At 50.6% G+C, this 18,497-nt stretch carries 14 protein-coding genes; 2 read left to right on the forward strand and 12 right to left on the reverse strand.

Annotation, left to right across the window (positions count from 1 at the left end; genetic code table 11):
• The first annotated feature begins 11 nt into the window (after nucleotides 1-11).
• Nucleotides 12-155, forward strand: a complete 144-nt coding sequence (locus B7992_RS16475) for a hypothetical protein (RefSeq protein ID WP_176421805.1) — start codon at nucleotides 12-14, stop codon at nucleotides 153-155.
• On the opposite strand, the gene ftsE is transcribed toward B7992_RS16475, so the two are convergent.
• The 6 genes from ftsE to rfbD all read right to left on the reverse strand — a co-directional run bounded on the left by ftsE (nucleotide 148) and on the right by rfbD (nucleotide 8,189).
• Nucleotides 148-837: a cell division ATP-binding protein FtsE gene (gene ftsE, locus B7992_RS00090; RefSeq protein WP_073161471.1), complete on the reverse strand. Its 690-nt coding sequence runs from the start codon at nucleotides 835-837 to the stop codon at nucleotides 148-150. The two genes, B7992_RS16475 and ftsE, sit on opposite strands and share 8 nt — an antisense overlap.
• A 15-nt stretch (nucleotides 838-852) precedes the next feature.
• Nucleotides 853-2,142 carry a peptidylprolyl isomerase gene (locus tag B7992_RS00095; protein WP_249269302.1) on the reverse strand — a complete coding sequence of 430 codons (1,290 nt, stop codon included), beginning with the start codon at nucleotides 2,140-2,142 and terminating at the stop codon, nucleotides 853-855.
• Nucleotides 2,143-2,147: 5 nt separating this feature from the next.
• A complete protein-coding gene (locus tag B7992_RS00100; RefSeq protein WP_073234746.1) occupies nucleotides 2,148-2,984 on the reverse strand; it encodes a hypothetical protein in 837 nt (278 codons plus the stop codon).
• A 38-nt stretch (nucleotides 2,985-3,022) separates the two neighbouring features.
• The gene (gene hrpA / locus B7992_RS00105; protein ID WP_088665330.1) at nucleotides 3,023-7,015 is read right to left on the reverse strand and encodes an ATP-dependent RNA helicase HrpA; all 3,993 of its coding nucleotides are present in this window, start codon (nucleotides 7,013-7,015) and stop codon (nucleotides 3,023-3,025) included.
• Between the two features lie 114 nt (nucleotides 7,016-7,129).
• Nucleotides 7,130-7,273 (reverse strand): hypothetical protein, encoded by a 144-nt coding sequence (locus tag B7992_RS16480; protein ID WP_158236671.1) that lies wholly within the window; start codon nucleotides 7,271-7,273, stop codon nucleotides 7,130-7,132.
• A 1-nt stretch (nucleotide 7,274) separates the two neighbouring features.
• A complete protein-coding gene (rfbD, locus tag B7992_RS00110; protein ID WP_073161475.1) occupies nucleotides 7,275-8,189 on the reverse strand; it encodes a dTDP-4-dehydrorhamnose reductase in 915 nt (304 codons plus the stop codon).
• Nucleotides 8,190-8,307: 118 nt separating this feature from the next.
• Between rfbD and B7992_RS00115 the strand changes: the two genes are divergently transcribed.
• Nucleotides 8,308-9,474: a GDSL-type esterase/lipase family protein gene (locus B7992_RS00115; RefSeq protein WP_088665331.1), complete on the forward strand. Its 1,167-nt coding sequence runs from the start codon at nucleotides 8,308-8,310 to the stop codon at nucleotides 9,472-9,474.
• A 178-nt stretch (nucleotides 9,475-9,652) separates the two neighbouring features.
• Here the strand turns inward: B7992_RS00115 and B7992_RS00120 are convergent, their stop codons facing one another.
• The 6 genes from B7992_RS00120 to B7992_RS00145 all read right to left on the reverse strand — a co-directional run bounded on the left by B7992_RS00120 (nucleotide 9,653) and on the right by B7992_RS00145 (nucleotide 18,497).
• Nucleotides 9,653-11,383, reverse strand: a complete 1,731-nt coding sequence (locus B7992_RS00120) for a glycoside hydrolase family 11 protein (RefSeq protein ID WP_088665332.1) — start codon at nucleotides 11,381-11,383, stop codon at nucleotides 9,653-9,655.
• Between the two features lie 249 nt (nucleotides 11,384-11,632).
• Nucleotides 11,633-14,326: a DNA gyrase subunit A gene (gyrA, locus tag B7992_RS00125; protein ID WP_088665333.1), complete on the reverse strand. Its 2,694-nt coding sequence runs from the start codon at nucleotides 14,324-14,326 to the stop codon at nucleotides 11,633-11,635.
• A gap of 56 nt (nucleotides 14,327-14,382) precedes the next feature.
• Nucleotides 14,383-15,273 (reverse strand): 5'/3'-nucleotidase SurE, encoded by an 891-nt coding sequence (surE, locus tag B7992_RS00130; RefSeq protein ID WP_088665334.1) that lies wholly within the window; start codon nucleotides 15,271-15,273, stop codon nucleotides 14,383-14,385.
• Nucleotides 15,274-15,396: 123 nt separating this feature from the next.
• Complete coding sequence (locus B7992_RS00135) at nucleotides 15,397-16,536, reverse strand: ATP-binding protein (protein ID WP_088665335.1); 1,140 nt, start codon at nucleotides 16,534-16,536, stop codon at nucleotides 15,397-15,399.
• Between the two features lie 147 nt (nucleotides 16,537-16,683).
• Nucleotides 16,684-17,691 carry a fibrobacter succinogenes major paralogous domain-containing protein gene (locus B7992_RS00140; RefSeq protein WP_176421806.1) on the reverse strand — a complete coding sequence of 336 codons (1,008 nt, stop codon included), beginning with the start codon at nucleotides 17,689-17,691 and terminating at the stop codon, nucleotides 16,684-16,686.
• Between the two features lie 50 nt (nucleotides 17,692-17,741).
• Nucleotides 17,742-18,497: a TrmH family RNA methyltransferase gene (locus tag B7992_RS00145; RefSeq protein WP_088665337.1), complete on the reverse strand. Its 756-nt coding sequence runs from the start codon at nucleotides 18,495-18,497 to the stop codon at nucleotides 17,742-17,744.

The raw sequence follows: 18,497 nt of genomic DNA on the forward strand, positions 1-18,497 counted from the left end.
GAGCCATTTCTATGGCAATCCAAAAACGAGTTAAATGGAATGGAAACCAGGATGACGTCCAAAGCCCACCAGCAAAGGAACAGGAACAAATCATTGCCAAGCAGCAAATGATTTTTACAGCCATTCCCCTCAACATATTCGGAGGCATTAAATAATATCGCGATTGAGCAGTTCGCCGTGGTCAAGAGTCAGACGGCGGAAAGTGCTGTTCATGTAGAAGTCGGGATTATGGGTTGCCATCAAAACGGTAGTGCCGCGGGCATTGATTTCCTTAAAAATCTTGAACACCTCTTCGGCGTTTTTCGGGTCAAGGTTTCCAGTAGGTTCGTCAGCCAGCAACAAGTACGGGTTATGCACCATGGCGCGGGCGATGGCCACACGCTGCTGTTCACCGCCAGACAATGTGTAAGGCATGGCAAAACGCTTCTGACTGATACCCACCAAAGCCAAGGCGTCAAAAACGGCGGCGTTAATCTTGTTGTTGGGAGTGCCCACAATACGCAGGGCCAAGGCCACATTTTCAAAAACATTGCGATCCGGCAACAGCTTAAAGTCCTGGAAGATGATACCCATCTTGCGACGCAGCGCCTGGATGTTCTTGTCGGGAGTGTTCTTGCTATCGTAAAGGCAATCGCCGGTAAACTTCACCATGACCTGTCCACCGCGTTCATCGTCAGGGCGTTCGTCCATGTAAATCAGCTTCAACAGCGTAGACTTACCGGCACCGGAATGACCCGTCAAGAACACAAACTCACCCTTGTGAATACGGAAAGAAACGTTGGAAAGAGCTTTCCAGTTTTCTTCGTAAGACTTGGTGACGTGGTTAAAATGAATCATGGTTCAGCAAAAAAATTATTCGGTCATACGGATTTCCACATGGACTTCCTCGCGCCACTTCTTAATGAGTGCGCCGAGTTTTTCGTTTTCCATGTGGGTAGCACACATCTGTTCGATCTTGCCGTAATCTTCTTCCAGAGTCAGTTCACGAATCTGGCGGGAATCATCCAGGCGGAACAGATGGTAGGCACCATCAATCAGCACCGGTTCAGAAACCTGACCTACTTCCAAGTTAGAGACAGGATCTACATAGGCAGGAACCATTTCGCTCTTCTGGAACCAGCCCAGGCGACCACCGGCAAAGTTGCTGGCCTTGTCTTCGCTGAACTTACGGGCAGCCTTGCCAAAATCTTCGGCAGACTTGATAGACTTATGAAGAGAGTCGGCGCGAGCCAGAATGTCGGCACTGTCCTTGGCAGAGGGAATGGTATAGAGCAAAATCTGTGCGGAACGAACGCCGTCTTCCTTACGACCGAGAACGCGAGGAATATGCCAACCCAGAGAAGTCTTTACCGGGCTTGCAGAATACTGACCGTTCTTCAGCTGATCCAGGGCGCGTTCAAATACAGGGTCCAGCTGACCGCGCTTGTAATAACCCAGGTCACCGCCCTTGGCAGCGGCAGTATCCTGAGAGTGGGCCTTGGCCAAAAGTTCAAAGCTCATACCCAAGTTCAGGGTATCGATCAAGGCTTCGGCCAACTTCTTCACGGAGTCCACAATGGCGGCATCGGGAACAATGGGTATCTGAATATGGCTCAGCAAGACGCAATTATACTGCGGCGGCAGAGAATCCTTATAGGCAGCGTAGAAGGCATCCACTTCCTTCTTGGTGGGATTGATGGAGCCAACATGACGCTGACGGACACGGCTCATTTCGATATGGCCACGAATCTGCTTGGCCAGCTGGTCGCGGTACTGCGCCATGCTAATCCCCAGCTGGGCACGGATTGCCTTTTCCAAAGTGGCCAAGTTGGTGTTCTGGCTAGAAGCCAACTGCTGCAAGTGGGCCGTCACACGCTGATCTACTTCGGCGTCAGACACCACAATGGAATCGCGGTCGATTCGAGAAAGCAGAACCTTTTCTTCGATAAGCTGATCCAGCACATACTTACGCTGATCCGCTTCGCTCATGGCAGAGCCTTCAGGTGTTTCCTGATACCGATAAAGGCTGCTCAAATATTCGGAACGCATAATAGGTTTGCCGTCTACAACTGCTGCAACCCCTTCCATCAAGACCGGTTCTGCAGAAGCCAAGGAAGCCACAGCACACAACGCCAACAAAATCAAACGGAACTTCATCATCATACCTTTTATTGTTCCTTTCCACTAAAAACATTCATCTGTGAAAAAATGGGGCGAGCCTTTTTCCATTCCTTTTTCAGTCGGTCCATCACCACCTTCTGATGTTCCACCCAGGCGCGATCAGCCACATCGTTAGCCACTTCGGCATAGGGCAGCACATCGGCAGAATCCAGGCGAGAAAGAACCACGGCCATCTTGAGGGAACCACCGCAATACTTCATGCGGGTCAGGCTACCCACAGACACACTATCTAGAGACGGAATGGTGCAACTGTCCGGCGTCACCGCCACAGAGTCAAAAGTCTCGTACTTCTTAACCAGGTAATGGGGGCCCGGAACGGAATCGTAAACCGTATTCTTGTGGCCCTTGTAATAAGTGTCAGCGCTCTGCCAATCCTTGAAGTAAATCAGGAAGCCAGAAATGGTGGTCTTACCACGGAGGAACAAATCCTGATGATTGGTATAGTAGTCCAGGCGTTCGCCATCGCCCACCATCATGGTATCTGCAAAAGTCTGAAGGAAGTGATCCACGACAATCTTTCGAACCGTCTTTTCGATCTGATACTGGAGCACGGTATCTTCCAGCACGTTGTTGGCCAAGGCTTCCTGGTAAATGGTTTCTTCATTAATCCAGTGTTCCAGGAAAGAAAGCTTTTGACGGTTGTCCCAGGAATCCCAATCCGGAGCCATGCGGCGCACGTCGGAATCCTGCAACTTAGATTCGCCAACAGAAACAATCACAGAATCATTCTTGCCCAAACTAAAGGGCAAATCACAAGCAGTCAGCGTAAGGGCGGCAAGGCCCATCACACAAGAAATACAAAAATTGCGGAAATTAAATTTCATCGGACACAATTTAGAAAATTACGTCCTTCCAAACCACGTTAAAGACGGCCAAATCGGCCCTTTAGCTTAGCCAAAGCGTCCACTTCAACCACTTCTTCGGAATCGTCGCCTTTCCGCTTGAAACGAACAATCTCGAAATCTTCCAGCATGGCCTTGGCCTGCAAGAAAAGTTCCGGGAATTCAGCATCATCGCTATTCTTGCGTTCAATTTGAGAAAGCAGGTCACGAGCCGCCTTCAGCTCATGATCCTTCATAAAGCGAGCCTTGAGGTACGGGCGGAACAAGTCGCGAAGAGCGCGGGCATCCAGTTCACGGGCCGGAGTCCCGGCCGAATCTATGGGATGGACGTCACGACGGGTTCCGCTAACTTTTTGATCAAGAGAATGATCCAGCAAATTGCCAAGCGCCTGAACGCGGTCAAACAAAGCGTTATCTTGTTGGTAAAGAGCCGCAATTTTATTCACCACGAATCCCGCAGCATCAACCGCATGATCGTGGCCCTGACGCATGGCCACACTGAAATTCTTCAGAATGTCCCAAGCCTTGACAAAAGCATTTCCGCCAAGGAGGCCTGCTTCGTAAGTCCCACGAACGAGGGCCAGACGAATTTCTTCGTCTTCACTGCGAGTAGTGTTTGCCAAATTCCTGAAATCAGAAATTTTCTTGCCGCGGGAAAATTCCAGCCCCGTAAAACGGGTACAGCGATTAGCGTCCAGACCGTCTGCGTTAAGGGATTTCGCCACCCAGATTTTAAGGGCCGTCTTGAAGCCGTCGGAATAGAGGCCGCCCGTTTCCAGCATATTCAGGCGGTCCGCAACAAGGTCAGCTGCACCCGCAGCAGAACCCGTCCCGGAATTAGCCATCGAGCCCCGTTCCAGACGCTTGCGGAAATCCTGCCAGAAAGTCGATTCCTCGGGAGCCATCAAGGCAGACTCTCCCAGGCGCCAACCAAAGCGCAAGTTCTCCAGCGGGAAATCAATACCGAAAGTCACCAACACCGGACGCACCGCCAGGAACAGGCGGTAGCTTCCCCACTCCGGAGAAAGTTCCAGCGGGAACTTTTCTTCTACACCCTGCTTAAACACCTTAAGATGCAAGCGCAGATGATTTTCACGTTCCGGAGTTACGGTAGGAATATCGCAGTCCAACTGTTTAATTTCAGCCAAAGCCTCGTACAGGCACAACAGCGGAGCCTTATGGGGATTGTTCACCAGCTTTTCGCAGAAGGCATCATCAATCTGAGTACGTCTGCCTTCCAGGTACTTCTTGGCAGACTTGGGCATTTCGCGAACGATGGATTCCACCATCCACTCACGCCATTGATGAATAGAAAGCGCCAAAGTAGCCGGAGAAGTTTCCGTGAGCAAGTCATAGGGGAATCTCAAGGTAATGCCGTCGCAATCCTTGGTGGCGTCGAAAACCATTTCGCCGGTCACCACACGTTCCTTACCGCGAGTCAATTCCATAATGCGGAACTGTTCTACAGAACCACCCAATTCCGCCTGAGGCTTTTCTTCGTGCTTCCTGGCGGCACGGGGATCATTACCGCGACCCTTTAAGGCACCATCCAGCAAATCGCCGAACTTTCCAAGACTGCGGTCCCCGCTAGACTGCAAGGCAACGCCCATCTTTTCGTCTAGCTGATCCAGCCAGAATTTCGCATCGAATTTTAGCCACTGGTCGCCAGACTCTTCCAAATACTTTTTCAAGGTCCTGATGGAATTAACCTTAGGTGCAATACGCACATAATAGTCCACCAGGGCATCTTCGCTGGGAGCCAGACCAAACTGACGCTTACGGGCTTCCAGGGCATGCAAATCTTCCACCACACGTTCATTGTGGACCATGAAGGGGAAGGGCCTTGCCATCTCGCCCACCACAACCGCTTCGCGCCAGAAGATCTGGCAGCATTCTTCAGGGTTCACGCGGGCATAATCCACACGGTGACCGCGGCTAATCACAAGACCGCGGAAGGTCACTTCTTCAACAGCTTCTACAAAGCCTCGTTCCTTGTTCCACACCGGCGCATACCAGCGGCGAGTGCAGAAAGGTTCCGCCACCTGCATAATCCATTCAGGCTTGATTTCTGCGCCCTTGGTCAAGAAGATTCGGCTGGTTTCGCGAACTTCGGCGCTGAACAGCCATTCCACACTCTTGCCATACAGATCGCTACCCGGGAACACGTGAGTTTCACGACCGCTTACCAGGCGGTAGCAACCGTTCTCGATATCACGGCGGGCAATACCGCCCAGGAAACCGCTGAGCAAGGCAATGTGCAAATTGTCCTGATGGAACTTGTCTGGCGGGCAAATGCGGCTTTCGAACTTGGCATCCAGAATTCGTCCGAACTGTTCGTACAAATCGATCCATTCGCGGCAACGCAAAAAATGCAGACTCATCTTGTCGCAGAACTTGCGCAACTTGTTCCAGGATTTCTGATCGGTATCCCAGGCTTCGCAGAATGCATTCCACATGCACACATAGGTGATAAAATCGCTCTTGTGTCCCGCAAACTTTCGATGGAGTCCGCGAACACGACCGCGTTCCGGCTCCTCGTTAGGAACCACTCGCGGATCCTGAATAGAAAGGGCGGCGCACACAATAAGGGCCGGCTGCAAAACACCCGCATCACGAGCACGCAGCAGCACCGCAGACAAAGCCACATCCATAGGCAGCTTCGTCATATCGCGGCCCAACTTCGTCACATGACCGCTGGCATTATCCGCCGTCAGGGCACCCAGTTCAAACAGAGTCTTATAGGCGCCACGGAACGCAGAATGAGGCGGAGCCTGCAAGAAAGGGAAGCTTTCCATTTCAAGGCCAAGACTGCGCAATTGCAGCACTACGTTGGCCAAATTGCTTCGGCGAATTTCCGGTTCCGTAAAGTCGTCACGCTTTTCAAAATTCTCGGGAGAATAAAGTCGAATGCAGACACCGGGCTTCACACGGCCCGCACGACCTGTACGCTGACGGGCGCTAGCCTTGGAAACCTCTTCCACAGGCAAGCCCTGAATTCGGGACTGGGCGTTGTAACGTGAAATTCGAGCCATACCCGTATCCACCACGTAGGCGATACCGGGAATCGTCAGGGAAGTTTCAGCAATGTTTGTGGCAAGAACGACACGGGTCTTGCTGGAACTCTTGAAAATGCGGCGCTGTTCATCGGGGCTCATGCGGCCATACAGCGGCAAAATATCAAAGCTGGCGGCATCCAGATCCGGCTTCAATTCGTTGGCCAAATCCTGAATATCACGTTCCGTCGGCAAGAAGCAAAGCAGATGGTCGCGATGGCGGCTTTCCAGATCCAGAATGGCATCGCGGGCTTCTTCTATGAGACCGGAGTCCCCCTTGCCAGAGGCATCACGGCGATCATCGTCGTCATCATCCCAAGGTCCGCGGAAACCATCCCTCGGTTTGCTCTTCTGCACCGCATCCCGGAAGTAATATTCCACTTCTACAGGGAACGTGCGGCCTTCCGCTTCCAGCACACAGCTGTTATCATAGAACTTCTCGAAGAGGGCCGCATCCAAGGTGGCAGAAGCCACAATCAGCTTAAACTCGGGACGCGCCTTCAGCACCGACTTGAAAATCCCCAGCAGGATATCGATGTTCAAGGAGCGTTCGTGAGCTTCGTCAATCACGATGGCGGAGTACTGCTTAAAAAGTCTGTCGCGACGGAATTCCTGAAGCAGGATACCATCGGTCATGACCTTGATAGGAGCATCATTGGTTCCCTGTTCCCAGAAACGGATCTTGGTGCTGACCAGTTCATCCGCCTTCAGTTCCTCACGCAGGCGGTCTGCAATAGACATAGCCGCCAAGCGACGAGGTTCCGTCACGCCGATCTTGAAATCACCACCCTTGGTGATTAAATACTCCAGCAGGAATTTCGGTAACTGGGTAGACTTACCGGATCCCGTATCCGCCTTGACGATCACAACCTGATGTTTTTCAAGTAGCTTAAAAAACTCCTCCCGTTTCTGAACAACGGGAAGCTCCGGGTACTCAATCTTTAAAGCAGTAAGATCCATCAGAACAATTATGAATTATGAAGTATGAGTTACGAGAATCCTATGGCATGGTCCAGCCAAGATCACCTATCTCATAATTCGTACTTTGTAATTCAAAGATTAAAACCGCCGGTTTTAATCTTTGATATGTCCACACTTGTCGCAGGTGAACTTGTAGCTGTTATCCGGATCCACCACCATGACACCGTCGCATTCGGGGCATTCACAGGGGAGTTCACCGGGCATTACTTCGCGATAGGTTTCTTTTTCTTCGTTCATTTTATTCCGCAATTTCCTTTAGGTAACGGCTCAGGGCATCCTGCCAGGTAGGCAGCGGTTCAAAGCCAGCTTCACGCAACTTGCTCTTATCCAGTCGGCTGTTAAAGGGTCGAGCCGCCTTAGAAAGACCATATTCCGCAGTAGTCACAGGAACAACCTTGGTGCTCATGCCAGCCTGCTTGTAAATTTCACAGGTAAAATCGTACCAGCTGATGAATCCGCCTTCGTTGGTAGCATGGTAATAGCCGTACTTTTCAGATTCATTCATATCGATAAGCAGACGGGCCAGGTCAAACGTGTAAGTGGGAGTACCGATCTGGTCGTTCACCACGCGCACGGTATCGTGAGTCTTGCCCACGTTGATCATGGTCTTGATGAAGTTCTTGCCATTCAAGCCAAAGACCCAGGCAATGCGAACGATAAAGTACTTTTCCAGAGTGTTAGAAACGGCAAGTTCGCCTTCCAGCTTAGTCTGACCATAAACATTCAGAGGCTTGTAATCCTTGCAATCCGGTTGCCAGGGTTCAGAACCTTGACCATCGAACACATAGTCTGTGCTGATGTAGGTCATCTTGCAATCCAGCTTCTTACAGGCGTTGGCAATGTTCTGGGTACCGCCGGCATTTACCGCACGTACCTTTGCCACGTTGGCGTCATCTTCAGCCATATCCACGGCAGTCCAGGCAGCACAATGAATCACGGCGTCGGGCTTGATTTCAGAAATCACCTTTTCAACGGCAGCGGCATCAGTAATATCCAACTGAACGTAGGGCATCGTGGTAACGGCACTTCCATCGGCCACACCACTGTATTCAGGAGCCATATCCGTACCGACACCGGTATGACCGCGCTTAGCCAATTCATTCATCACATCGTGACCTAACTGGCCACCCACACCTGTAACAAAAAACTTCATAATGCACTCTCCCATTTTTTGCGGGAGCTCCATGACACCAAAGATAGAAAGTTTCCCATTTTAGCTAAATTTGGATTCCGGTAAATCAGGTTAGGAACGCTAACTTTAAAAAAAGGTTATGTCAATGTCCACATTCACCAAATGGGTTGCCGCCTGGGGTAACGCCACCTCTATCACAGACAGAACTGCAGCGGTATACGCCAAGGACATCACCCTCCGCTACCCCATCCGCATTTGTTTTTCGGGAAGTAAGATCCGTTTCAGATTTTCCAATCTGACAGGAACTGAACCCGTCACCATTACAAGCGCATTCGTCGCCAAGCAAGTTCCGCAAACCGCAAACGCAACGACCTACACCCCCGCAGCCATCACCTTTGATAGCAAGGTCTCCATCACCATGGCCCCCGGCACCGAAGTAGAAAGCGACGCCATCGCCTTTGACATTACCGCCGGCGAAACCATAGAAGTCAGCATGCACTTCGCAGACTTCACACAAATGAACGCAGGCACCCTGATTACGGGCCCTCTTTCCAATGGCAAGTACAGCTACGGCAATTTCGCCAAGGACCGCGACCTTCCCGCCGATTTAACCCGCAACACCAACTGGTTTTACTTCCTGAACACCGTCGACGTATTCACCGAAGAACAGAACCACGCCCTGGTCTGCTACGGTGATTCCATTACCGCCCAGGATTGGCCCGATTATCTCGCCCTGCGCGCATGGGACGCAGGCTTCCGCAATGTGTCCGTCATTCGTCGCGCCGTCAGCGGCACCCGCATTCTCCGCGAATACAACTGCATCACCTATGCCGCCTACGGTTTAAAGGGCGCCACCCGCTTCCCCATCGAATTGAACGTAGCGGGAGCTTCTGCAGTAATTATCCAGCATGGCATCAACGACATCATCCATCCCGTGGGCGTCGAAGTCAATAAGTTCCGTCCCTGGAGCGACATGCCTACCGCAGAAGATCTGATTAGCGGCATTCAGGAAATCTACCTCACCCACGCCCGCAAGCTAGGTCTCAAAGTTTACAGCGGCACACTGCTCCCCATTTACGGCTGGCGCACCTACAACGAAAACCGCGACGCCATCCGTAACGCATTCAACCAATGGCTGAGAACCGCAGCGGATTTCGACGGTTGCGTTGATTTTGACGCCGCTGTACGCGATTCCGCCCGCCCAGAATGTTTCGCCCCAGGCTTTGACTCTGGTGACCACCTGCATCCTAGCGCCGCAGCCTATAAGGCCATGGCGGAGGCCGTTCCCGAAGATTTGCTGAAATAAAAAACAAGTCCCGAAAACCGCCCTTGAAGAGGCTCCCAAAAAGCCTCCTTCATCTTTCGGGAATTTTTCATATATCACGCACACATAAAAAACGTCCCGCATTCACGGGACGTTTCTTCGTTAATCACAGAGGTTTTGTAAGGAGCAATTGAGTGAGTAACGAAACCTTTTGCCTTTCTTAGCGAGAGACAGAAACCTTCTGGAGTCGATTGCCCTGGCGAACCATGTAGACACCACTCTGCTGGAACTTGGCCTTGAGGGCATCCTTCAGAGAGGTACCGGCAGCAACTTCAACCAAGCCCAGGCTCTTACCCTGCATATCGAATACCTGGAAGCTGCCCACAGCCAGTTCGAACTGAACACCCTGAACCATAGAACCGAAAGAAGTCGTACCAGAATCATTTTTACTTTCGGAACCCGGTTCAGCAGTGGTGAAGACCAGCTTGACGTCACTAATCTTGACTGCACCTGTAGCCTGTCCCAAATTGAAGGCAAACTGAGCGGCATCATCAGAATCTTCTTCCATAGCAAAGATAAATGCGTATTCCTTTTCCGTGGTGGTGATGTCAAATTCCTTAGTGGCGTATGCACCCCAGGGGTCTACGGACTGCTGGAAAGAAACTTCAATCTTGCGAGCAACATCTGCGCTAGCCTTAAAGGACAACTTGTACTTCATGCCCTTATCAAGAGCCACACCGTACTGAACAAGCTGCGGCATATAAGTTTCTTTACCAGTAGTGGTAACGTCAACCGTAGCCGTGCCACCAGCAACAGAAGTCTTTGCAGCAGAGCCACCCCAGTTTGTGCCCTGACCCAGGAACCAAGATGCATCGTTGCTTGTAGAAATCACGCTGCCGCTAGGGAAATTACCATCCTTAAGAAGGTTCACAGAGGTTTCGCCAACCAATTCAAACTTGGCGACCACAGACTTTTCCTTGTCCATGGTTACAGAAATGGTTTCGGTAGAACCAGTAGCGCCACCTTCCCAACCCACAAACTTCCAACCTTCGTTGGCCTTGGCGGTGAGCTGTACAGTAGATTTGGGAGCATAATAGTTAGCGCTGGGGCTCTTTGTCACAGTACCTGCAGCAGCCGGAGATGCAGTTACATTGAGGGCAAGTTCATCGGCACTGCCACCGATTTTCAGCAGGTTCTTCTTAACTTTAGCATAACCCTTTGCAGTACCCGTATTTCCAGTGTAGGATTCAATTTTCATGGAAGCAACTTCATACAGCTTACCCATCTTCATACCAGCTTTAGCCCATTCGCTGAAGTGCTTGGAAATAGAAATGGTACCCTTGGTACGATGCTGGCTAGTATTCGACGGGATGGACCAATACTGCTTAAAGGTGCTGGTACCCGAAAGAGAAGGCTGCTGAATACGGTCGGTAGTATAGAAATCGTAGCTAATACCATCGATAGTTGCAGAACCCCACTTTTTACCGCCCTGGGTAGGATTGTAGCTTCCGCGATCCTGGACAATGTAGTATTCAATTTCATTGCTGAAACCACTGGGAATGTCCGCCTGGTCGTAATAGCCCCAGCCATAGACACTGACATACTTCACGTTGTCGGTGGAGCTCCATTCCACTTCAAATTCAGAGGTAATATTACCCACATTCTGTACGGTAACACTGGAGTTAGATCCCCAACGCTTTCCGGTACGGGCTAACATGTTGATAGTACCCTGCCATTCAACTTCGAAAGCACCACCATTTTCGTCGCTTACGTTAAGCTTCATAGTTGCGGAACCGGCACCATTCTGGCTCCAGAGTTCGTAATCATAGCCACCGGCGCTACCCATTTTCTGGGATGTGCCATTGGAGCAGGTAACGGTCTGTCCCCAGGAAATGGATGACGAAATTGCAGCCATGGCAAAGGCTGTTGTTAAAACTTTTTTGATACTCATACTTATCCTCTCGGGGGGTTATTTGTACTCTATTCTAATCTATACTATTCTACATCGGTTGTTAAGCACTACTGGATCAATTCCGTTGTAGCCTTCTACAACAGCTACAACAGGTAAAAAACAGTTTTTTTCTAAAAAAAAATCAACAAAAAGAACGTTGGCTTTATAGAGTTCCGTAAAAAAATCCCTGTTGCAATAATAAGCAACAGGGATTAAAAGTTTTAACCGATAATTTAAAACAAACTATCGCTAGTCTTCAGAAGGAGCACCAATCTGCTGTTCCGGAGAATCATCCTTCACAACGGAATCGTCATCCACTTCAACGCCTTCGACGTGATCGAAGGTTTCCTTGGCTTCAGCGGAATCATGTTCGATGTCTTCGACGCTAGGCAGAGCAGTTGCATCCTGGACGGTGTCGCCATCGTTCAGGCGGATGCACTTCACGCCGATCGCGCTACGATTGGTAAGACGGATAGAATCGGCTTCGATACGGATGACCTGGCCTTCCTTACTGGTAATGATCAAGTCGTAATCATCTGCAACACTTTCTACGAATACTGCAGAACCGGTCTTTTCCATACCGTCGGCACTGAGGTTGCGAACGCCCTTGCTGCCGCGCTTGGTCACGCGGTAGGAGCTGGGCTGAGAACGCTTACCAAAGCCCTTTTCGGTAATGGTCACGATCTTGTTGCCTTCCTTGAGCCAGATGAGGGAGATGACTTCATCACCTTCGGCCAGGGTAATGCCCTTCACGCCGTGAGTGCCACGACCCATGGAACGCATGCAGCTAATGGGGAACGTTACGGCCTGACCATTCTTGGTGGCAAGCATCAGGAGGTCCTTGGCAATGGGCTGGGCAGCGGTATCGTCGCCATCTTCAGATTCAGGGGCGGCCTGATTCTCTGCAGTCTGAGATTCTACAGATTCATCATTGTCGTCACCTTCCTGAGAGGCGTTAAATTCTTCGGCAGACATACCCACCAGCTGTACCTTCACCAATTCATCGTCTTCATCCAGGCTGATGGCATTGACGCCAGCCTTACGGGGACGGCTGAAGAGGGTGAGGTCCTTCTTGTTGACGATACCCTTCTTGGTAGCGAATACCAGGCAGAAGTAACCGCCGAACTTACGAACGGGCACAATAGCCTGTACCTTTTCGCCTTCGGTAAGACCAATGAAGTTGATAATGGGGCGACCCTTACTGTTGCGGTTACCTTCGGGCAGGCGATAAACCTTGGTCCAGTAGGCACGGCCCTTGTTGGTAAACACCAGCAGGTAGCTATGGGTGCTTGCAGTAAAGATCTGGTCCACGTCGTCATCGTCCTTGAGGCCGGTGCCAACAACGCCCTTACCGCCGCGAGACTGAGCCTTGAAGGTATCGATAGGCAGGCGCTTGATGTAGCCTTCCTTACTCAAGGTAATTACCTGTTCTTCTTCGGCAATCAGGTCTTCGTAGTCGTAATCGTCTACAGCATCTTCGATGGAGGTGCGGCGTTCGTCACCGAACTTAGCCACAACGGCATCCAGCTTTTCAAGCATAATGGCAATGCGACGTTCGCGCTTTTCCAGGATATCCTTCAAGTCGGCAACGAGAGCGATCAGTTCGTTGTATTCGTTTTCCAACTTTTCCAGGTTCAGGCCGGTAAGCTGGGCAAGACGCATGTCCACGATAGCCTGGGACTGAATTTCATCCAAGTTGAAGCGATCCTGCAAAGACTTCTTTGCGGCTTCGGTGGTTGCGCTGCTCTTGATAATCTGCACCACTTCATCAATGTTCTGAGTAGCGATGCGCAGACCTTCGATAATGTGGAGACGGGCTTCAGCCTTCTTCAAGTCGAACTGGGTGGAGCGGGTGATCACATCAAGACGATGGTCGATATAAATCTGGATCAAGTCCTTCAGGGTCAGAACCTTGGGCAGGTTGTTCACCAGGGCCAGGTTGTAAATGCTGAAGGTAGTCTGCAGCTGGGTATTCTTGAACAAGTTGTTCTGAACCACTTCTGCAACGGCATCCTTACGGAGTTCGATAACGACGCGGATACCTTCCTTGTTGGATTCATCGCGGATGTCGGTAATGCCGTCGACGCGCTTATCCTTTACAAGTTCAGCAATCTTCTTACAGAGTTCAGCCTTGTTCACCATGTACGGAATTTCCGTCACGATGATGCGGGGCTTGCCGCGGCTGTCGGTTTCAATTTCTGTGCGGGCACGGAGGCGGACCTTGCCGTGGCCAGTGAGGTATGCATCACGGATACCTGCGCGACCGCAGATGATGCCACCCAGAGGGAAGTCCGGACCGCTGACATAGTTCAGCAGTTCTTCGCCCGTAATGTCGGGATTTACTGCCTGAGCATGAATAGCGTTTGCAATTTCACGGAGGTTATGGGGTGCCATGGAGGTGGCCATACCCACAGCAATACCGGTAGTACCGTTCACCAGCATGTTGGGAATGGCAGAAGGCAGGACCTTCGGCTCTTCCAAGGATTCATCGAAGTTGGGACCCATGTCTACGGTATCTTTTTCAAGATCTTCCAGCATGAGAACACCCAGGTTGTTCATCTTGGCTTCGGTATAACGCATTGCAGCGGCGCCGTCACCATCGATAGAACCGAAGTTACCCTGACCGAAAACCAGCGGATAGCGCAGGGAGAAGTCCTGAGCCATACGGACCAGAGTTTCGTATACAGCGGAGTCGCCATGGGGGTGGTACTTACCGATCACGTCACCCACGATACGGGCAGACTTCACGGTGGGCTTATTGGGAAGCACACCCAGCTTATGCATACTGTACATGACGCGGCGATGCACCGGTTTAAAGCCGTCACGGGCATCGGGCAGAGCACGAGCCACAATCACGCTCATGGAGTAGCGGAGGTAGCAGTCCTGCATGTCCTGTTCAATCAAGGACTTGAACTGAGTACCTGGAAGCATTTCTTCAGACATTACTTATCCTCAAATTAGTGATTAGTGGTTAGTGGTTAGTGGTTAGGAAAGCACTCCTAAACTTGGCCACCCTCCGCTAATTTTTCATTTATCATCTCATCTATTAATTTCAAACTTTCGTAGGCGGTCTGGTTGATGCGGTGGGGCGTAATAGTCGCATAACCCTGGTTCAACAGATAGTCATCACTATCCACAGGGGATTCATTCCACAACTTGTCGCCATCCAGCAGCCACAGTTTGTCGCCAGAGCCATCTTCTGCGTCTACCAGACTATAATGGTCCGTAAACATTTCGCGGGTCATGACCGCAGCCTTGAAGCCCTTGAAGTCCGCAGGCTTTACCTTGGGGAAGTTCACATTCCAGAAAGTACCGGGAGCGATATTCTCGAACAGGCGATCCTTGACCACACGAACGGCAAATTCCACGGCAGTTTCCAGCAGGTCTCCCCCACAACCGCGGAGGGAAAGAGCTACGCCAGGAACACCCCACAGGGCGGCTTCACGGGCACCAGCCACCGTACCTGAATACAAGGACGAGACGCCGGAATTTTCACCCACATTTACGCCAGAGAAACAGACGTCGAACTCCCCTGCCGCAGAACTTACACCCGGGCAACCCTCCGGTTCCTGGGAAAGCCCGAACTTGGCGAAATGGCCAAGGGCAAACTTGGCACAGTCAGCGGGAGTTCCAGACACAGAATAAAAACCGAAAGGCCAATTCCTAGATCCATCGGCAGCCACCGGAGCATCACCATCGGCGGGAACGGCCTTAATCCTCAGAGCCCTACGCACGGTAAAGGCCTGAGAAACCCCGCTCTGCTCCGTTTCGGGGGCAAAGACGAACACATCGGCAACCTTGGACAAGGCAGCCGCAAGAGCGCGCAGATTGCCGCTCCTAAACCCATCGTCGTTTACGATGAGAACTCGTGTTCTAGGGGTATTTTGCATGCTCTATAAAAAATAGAAATTTCTTACAAAGCGGGCTGTAAAAACCTGACATTTTAAAGCAAAAAACACCCATTTTGGGGTGTTTTTAGGGGTGTTTTTTTGAGAAAACTAGAACGCAAACTTTTATCTAAAATTTTTGACTTGAACGCCCTTGAATTCAAAACTTTCGTGGCCTGCATAAACCACAGTTTTTTCGCCACACATTTCGGGATATTCCTTTTCAAAAACTCCGAAATTTTTGACGAATTCCGAATTGAAGGTTTCCGAAGACTTTATTTCAAAAGGAGTCAAGATTCTTCCAGTTTCTTCAACAAGGTCAATTTCCTTGCCGTCACTGGTTCTATAATACCAGAAATTTTTCTGCTCCGCGCAATTAAACGAATGCTTCATTCTTTCAAGAATCACAAGGTTTTCAAAAAGATTGCCTCGCAAGGGATCGCGGTTTAATTGTGATTCTTCGGTAATTCCAAGCAAGGCGCATGCAAGCCCAGTATCGTAGAAATAGAACTTGGGCGATTTTATCAAGCGTTTAGTCCTATTCATGTACCACGGATTTAACGTGAAACCGATAAACGAAGCTTCAAGAATCGACAACCATTCCTTCGCTGTCCTAACATTGATTCCGCAATCGTTAGAAAGAGACGTGTAATCCAATATGGAGCCGATTCGCCCAGCGCAAAGAACAAGGAATCTATGAAAAAGAGCCGCATCCTTTATATTGACAATCTGGCGAACATCCCGCTCAACATAAGTTGAAATGTAATTCTGGTAAAAGAAGAACCTGTCTGGACGTTCCGTTATATAGCGGGGGTACCCTCCCGAAAGAATAAGACAGTCGATGGAATCACTTGCGTTCAGTTCCTTGATTTCGTCCAGGGAAAAAGGCAGCAGTTTAAGCATGGCGACACGACCGGCAAGAGTCTGAGTCACAGCTTGCTGTAATGCAAAATTATTACTGCCCGTGACAATGAACAAACCCTTTTGATTTGATTCATCGACAATCTGCTGCATATAGGATAGCAAATGGGGAACATTTTGAATTTCATCAAGAATGGCCCCATTGGGGATACTTTTGAAGAACCCCCGGGGATCCTGTAAGGCCCGTTCCCTGGTGTCAGGATTTTCTAGAGATATGTAGGGTTTGTCGGCGAAAGTGTCGCGACAAAGAGTTGTTTTCCCGGATTGCCTGGGGCCATGAACCAGAACGACCGGGTATTGCGAAGCAGACTTTAACAGGAAGTCTTTGATTTGGCGCCTAATCATGCCTCAAATATAAATTTTGTAAAAATGGTAGTCAAGTACACTTTTTACAAAAAATTCACATGTGTTAGCCAACCGCCTGTCGAGCTTCTCTCGTCAGGATAATAGGGCGCTAAAGCGCCTACGCTCAGGTTCGGTTATGATTTCGCTTTAGTCCTTAAGGCAACGGACGGAGAACGCGTTGTTCTTGCCGTAGTTGCCGTAGTAGTCCTGTTCCGCGTAGCCGTTGTTGTAGTGGAAGCTCTGGTACCACGCATAGCTGCTGCTGTACTCGTAATCAGTAGAACTCCAGAAGTCGGCGTAGTCGCCTTGACCGTAGAAATAACCGTAGTAGTTGCGGCCACCGGCAGGGAGAACCGAGAATCCAAAAGAATCATCATTAGTCACTCCACTATAAGAGGTCCACAGGCTGGTGTTCGCCTTCAGCTTCTGACCGGCATAGCTGGCCCCGCCCACATTCGTATAGAGAGCACCCCATTCAGCATTGCTCGGCAGGTGCCAGCCGCTGGGGCAAACGCCACGAACAGGCGCCGTAGCCAATGCAGAGGCACTGAAACGGGTACAAGACTTGCCATAGCCACATTCCTCACCGTAATTCTTGTAAATAGCAACAGAGTCAACCGCGGCTGCCCAGGTATATAGGCGACCATAGGTTGCGCAATTACTTGGATCATCGTCATAGCACCAGCTGATGGAGTCGGAGGTATAATAGCCGTTGTCAAAAGCCACTCCGGTGTAAGCATAGTTCAGGTTCTGGGCCATCCAGGTCTGGCAGTTCTTGTTCTCCTTGTCGCAGATCTCGATAGTCTTGTACACCTGGCCATCGCGGGCATCAGTGAACTCGCCGTAGTCAATACTTGGATTCAGGTAGGCCCAGTTTGCCTTGTCAGCAACGGAGCTGCCGCTCTTTACGGAGGAACTACTTGCAACTGAAGAGGAACTTTTCTCGCTAGAGGAGCTAACAACCGACGAAGAGGACTCCACGGAACTAGAGGAAGTTACTGAGCTGCTAGATCCCTCGACTTCGCTCGGGATGACACTAGAGGAGGATTCTTCAGCGGGATTTTCATCCCCGGACGAACCATTCGCAGAAGTACTGTCATCGCAGGCCACAAGGCCCAAAGCCAGCACAACACATGTCAAAAAAATCTTTTTCATTTCCATTTCCTTGCAAAAATTTCAGAGAGCTTCAAGAACAGCCTCTATTTTTATGCAGATTTGTCCGAGCGGATTTTAAAGGCCATGATGGCGAATGCCCCAGCCACGTTCATGCTGGCCTTGCGACCTGCCATGGGAATGGTCACCTTCATGGTGGTGGCGGCCATGATTTCGGGAGCGATTCCCAGTTCTTCGTTACCCAAGATAATCAGGCCCTTTTCCGGCCACGTTACTTTGTTTATATCGGGAATGTCTTCGCCAGTTTCAAGGGCGATAATCTCGTAACCGTTTTCCTTGTGCCAGTTGATGCAGTCAAAGGGATCTTCCCAGCGCTTGATGGGAATCCATTCCTGGCAGCCGCGGGCGGCACTTTTCACAGTCACATGATCAGGACTGCAGCTGTAACCGGAAAGATGAACGCCTTCCAGGCCGAAGCAATCGGTGCTTCGAATGATGGAGCCTACATTAAAGGCACTGCGGAGGTTATGAACCAGGACCGCAAACTGGATGGGCATTTCATTGGCAACCTCGCGGTCACCTGGTTCCTGCTCCAGGTAGACATCCCTTTCGAAGCCAAGGCCAGCGCGGGTGCGGAAGGTCTTGTACAGGTCAATCATCTGAGCCTGGTTCTTGCCCACCAAAGTTTCTTCTGCAGGAAGCTTCATCCAACCGGCGTAGGTTTCAAATTCCCGCCGAGCGCGGGGAACGTCATCCCCCAGCTGGAGGATGATGACGCGGAGAAGTTCCGCCAAGCGCTTGTACTTGGAGGTTTCCTTTGTAGCGAGAAATTTCTTTTCAGAGAACAT

Source organism: Fibrobacter sp. UWH1, assembly GCF_002210365.1.
Taxonomy (GTDB): domain Bacteria; phylum Fibrobacterota; class Fibrobacteria; order Fibrobacterales; family Fibrobacteraceae; genus Fibrobacter.

Bases quoted from the DNA above. Each gene is read 5' to 3' on its own strand.
- rfbD (WP_073161475.1), bottom strand. From the start codon at position 8,189: ATGAAGTTTTTTGTTACAGGTGTGGGTGGCCAGTTAGGTCACGATGTG.
- B7992_RS16480 (WP_158236671.1), bottom strand. From the start codon at position 7,273: ATGAACGAAGAAAAAGAAACCTATCGCGAAGTAATGCCCGGTGAACTC.
- B7992_RS00140 (WP_176421806.1), bottom strand. From the start codon at position 17,691: ATGAAAAAGATTTTTTTGACATGTGTTGTGCTGGCTTTGGGCCTTGTG.
- B7992_RS16475 (WP_176421805.1), top strand. From the start codon at position 12: ATGGCAATCCAAAAACGAGTTAAATGGAATGGAAACCAGGATGACGTC.
- B7992_RS00115 (WP_088665331.1), top strand. From the start codon at position 8,308: ATGTCAATGTCCACATTCACCAAATGGGTTGCCGCCTGGGGTAACGCC.
- B7992_RS00120 (WP_088665332.1), bottom strand. From the start codon at position 11,383: ATGAGTATCAAAAAAGTTTTAACAACAGCCTTTGCCATGGCTGCAATT.
- hrpA (WP_088665330.1), bottom strand. From the start codon at position 7,015: ATGGATCTTACTGCTTTAAAGATTGAGTACCCGGAGCTTCCCGTTGTT.
- B7992_RS00145 (WP_088665337.1), bottom strand. From the start codon at position 18,497: ATGTTCTCTGAAAAGAAATTTCTCGCTACAAAGGAAACCTCCAAGTAC.
- ftsE (WP_073161471.1), bottom strand. From the start codon at position 837: ATGATTCATTTTAACCACGTCACCAAGTCTTACGAAGAAAACTGGAAA.
- B7992_RS00100 (WP_073234746.1), bottom strand. From the start codon at position 2,984: ATGAAATTTAATTTCCGCAATTTTTGTATTTCTTGTGTGATGGGCCTT.
- gyrA (WP_088665333.1), bottom strand. From the start codon at position 14,326: ATGTCTGAAGAAATGCTTCCAGGTACTCAGTTCAAGTCCTTGATTGAA.
- surE (WP_088665334.1), bottom strand. From the start codon at position 15,273: ATGCAAAATACCCCTAGAACACGAGTTCTCATCGTAAACGACGATGGG.
- B7992_RS00135 (WP_088665335.1), bottom strand. From the start codon at position 16,536: ATGATTAGGCGCCAAATCAAAGACTTCCTGTTAAAGTCTGCTTCGCAA.
- B7992_RS00095 (WP_249269302.1), bottom strand. From the start codon at position 2,142: ATGATGATGAAGTTCCGTTTGATTTTGTTGGCGTTGTGTGCTGTGGCT.